This is a genomic window from Actinoplanes sp. NPDC051633, assembly GCF_040681735.1.
GTDB lineage: Bacteria > Actinomycetota > Actinomycetes > Mycobacteriales > Micromonosporaceae > Actinoplanes.
Map to the genome: position 1 here is coordinate 1 of NZ_JBFAZH010001132.1, position 2498 is coordinate 2498.

Below are 2498 nucleotides of genomic sequence, written 5' to 3' on the forward strand. Positions count from 1 at the left end.
CCGGCGCCGGCCGGGCCGGCGATCTCCTGGCGGTCCCCGGCCCCGCGGCCGTCGTCGCTCCCACCGGCGACGACGGGCTGAGCGGCCGGGAGATCGAGGTGCTCCGGCTGCTGGCCTCCGACCTGAGTGGACCGGACATCGCGCGCCGGCTGTTCGTCTCGGTCAACACGCTGCGCACCCACACCCGGCACATCTTCACCAAGCTCGGCGTGAACACCCGGCCGGCCGCCGTCCGCCGCGCGACCGACCTCGGTCTGTTCTAGCGACGAATCACCAACCCGATCACATCATCTGATGATGTGGCGTCACCATGCCGCTTCCTACGGTTCGGGGCATGAACATCACCACCGCGGGCCTGACCCGCGCCGCCGCTGCCGCCGCCGTCCTCTCCGGAGCCATCTTCATCGCCGTGCAGATCAAGCACCCGCCGATGGCGGCCGCCTCGGCCGAGACGATGCAATGGGTGGTGCGCAGCTGCGCCAAGGCCGTCATGGCCGCGCTCGCCGTCGCCGGGATCACCGGCATGTACCTGCGGCAACACCGCCGGACCGGGCTGCTCGGCCTGGCCGGCTACCTGGTCTTCGCCGCCGGATACCTCGCCATGTTCAGCGTCGAGGTCATCGCCGCCGCGGTCCTGCCGAGCCTCACCGGCACCGAGCCGGGCTACGTCAACGACGTCCTGGTGTCCGCCGCCGGCGGCGCGCCGGCCGGTGACATCGGCGGCATGCAGACCGTGCTCAGCCTGTCCGGCTTCGGCTACATCGCCGGCGGTCTCCTCTTCGGCATCGCCCTGTTCCGAGCCCGCGTCCTGGCCCGCTGGGCCGCGGCACTGCTCGCCCTGGGCACCGTGGCCACGGCCGCGCTCGCCGTACTCCCGGAAGCGTTCAACCGTCCGCTCGCCGTCCCGGTCGGCGTCGCCCTGATCGGCCTCGGCGTCTCCCTCTGGCGCAACCATCGGGAGTCGTCCGCCGAAACCGTGCGCACCGGCCCGGCCCGCGTGCACGCAGTCCGATGACCAACGCCGTCGCTGTCACCGACCGGCCGGCCGGCCGCGCGGCCGGCCTGCTGGTCCCGGTGGCACTCATCGCGCTGAGCGCCATCCCGCTCGCCGCCGGCGCATTCCGGGTTGCCCAGCTCACCGGAGGCCCCGCGGTGGTCGCGGCCGACGACCGGTTCGCCGGGTTACCGGCACTGGTGGTCGTGCACATCGCCGGCGCCGCCCTCTACGTGCTGGCAGGCGCCTTCCAGTTCGTCCCCCGGATCCGGCGGCGCCACCTGAGCTGGCACCGCCGGGCCGGGCGTCTCCTCGCCGTCGCAGGTCTCGCCGTCGCCGGGTCGGCGCTCGGGATGACACTGCTGTACGCACCGAAGTCCGGCACCGGCGGCCTGCTCTACGTCCTGCGGCTGGTGTTCGCCTCGGCGATGGCCGCTTGCCTGATCCTCGGATTCACCGCCGTCCGCCGGCACGACATCGCCGCGCACCGCGCCTGGATGATCCGCGCGTACGCCATCGGCCTCGCCGCCGGAACCCAGGCCTTCACCGAAGGCATCGGCGGCGCCGTCTTCGGCACCGGCGACCTCGCGGGCGACCTCGCGAAGGGCGCCGGCTGGGTCATCAATCTCGCGATCGCGGAGTTCGTCATCCGGCGTGGCGCCGGAGCGCTCCGATGAACGCCTCCGTCCCCGCGACCTATGCGATCCGGGTCGACGGCCACCTCGACGACCACTGGTGCCGGTGGTTCGACGGACTCGCCCTCACTCGCGACCGCGACGGCACCAGCACTCTCACCGGTCCGATCGCCGACCAGGCCCAACTCCACGGAACGCTGGCCCGGCTGCGCGACATCGGAGCAACCCTGCTCGACCTGCGCGCCACGGACTGCGCCCCGCCGCCGGTGGGCGTCGAGCACCCGCTGTACACCGGGCGGCTCACCCTCCGGCCCGCGCGCCCGGACGACGCCGATCCGACGTGGAGATACCGGCAGATCGACTCCGTCAACGAATGGCTCACCGGCGGTCCCGCCGACATCGCCGGCCACCGCGACCTCTTCGCCGACCCCACCCGCCTGGCGGCGACGGTGGTGATCCAGCTCGGCCGTGACCCGTCCGCCGCAGTCATCGGCGACCTCCTGCTCCGCCGTGACGACGCCCGGGCACAAGCGGACGGTCAGGCGGAACTCGAGTGCATGCTCGACCCCGGACACAACGGCAACGGGTACGCGACCGAGGCCGTCCGCGGACTTCTCCGGCACAGCCTCGGAGATCTCGGTGTCCGCAGGGTCACCGCGACCTGCTTCCTCGGCAACGCAGCCGCCTGGCGCCTGGCGGAACGCGTCGGCATGCGCCGCGAGACCCACGCGGTCCGCAGCTCTTTGCACCGCTCCGGGGTGTGGCTGGACACCGTCACCTATGCCCTGCTCGCCGACGAGTGGAGAGGATGACCAGTTTGGTCGTCACCGACTCGCCGCGAGCGCGGCCGCGAAGGCAACTGCCGCCGC

Annotated in this window: 4 protein-coding genes; all 4 read left to right on the forward strand. The window is 72.8% G+C overall.

Annotation, left to right across the window (positions count from 1 at the left end; translation table 11 throughout):
- A partial coding sequence (locus AB0M20_RS37985) for a helix-turn-helix transcriptional regulator (protein WP_364305695.1) occupies positions 1-263 on the forward strand: 263 nt, incomplete at its 5' end.
- Positions 264-334: 71 nt separating this feature from the next.
- The gene (locus AB0M20_RS37990; RefSeq protein ID WP_364305697.1) at positions 335-1015 is read left to right on the forward strand and encodes a hypothetical protein; all 681 of its coding nucleotides are present in this window, start codon (positions 335-337) and stop codon (positions 1013-1015) included.
- Positions 1012-1671: a DUF2306 domain-containing protein gene (locus tag AB0M20_RS37995; protein WP_364305699.1), complete on the forward strand. Its 660-nt coding sequence runs from the start codon at positions 1012-1014 to the stop codon at positions 1669-1671. Before AB0M20_RS37990 ends, AB0M20_RS37995 begins: the two co-directional genes overlap by 4 nt.
- On the forward strand, positions 1668-2441 hold the full coding sequence (locus AB0M20_RS38000; protein ID WP_364305701.1) for a GNAT family protein: 774 nt from the start codon (positions 1668-1670) through the stop codon (positions 2439-2441). Before AB0M20_RS37995 ends, AB0M20_RS38000 begins: the two co-directional genes overlap by 4 nt.
- Positions 2442-2498: the final 57 nt, after the last annotated feature.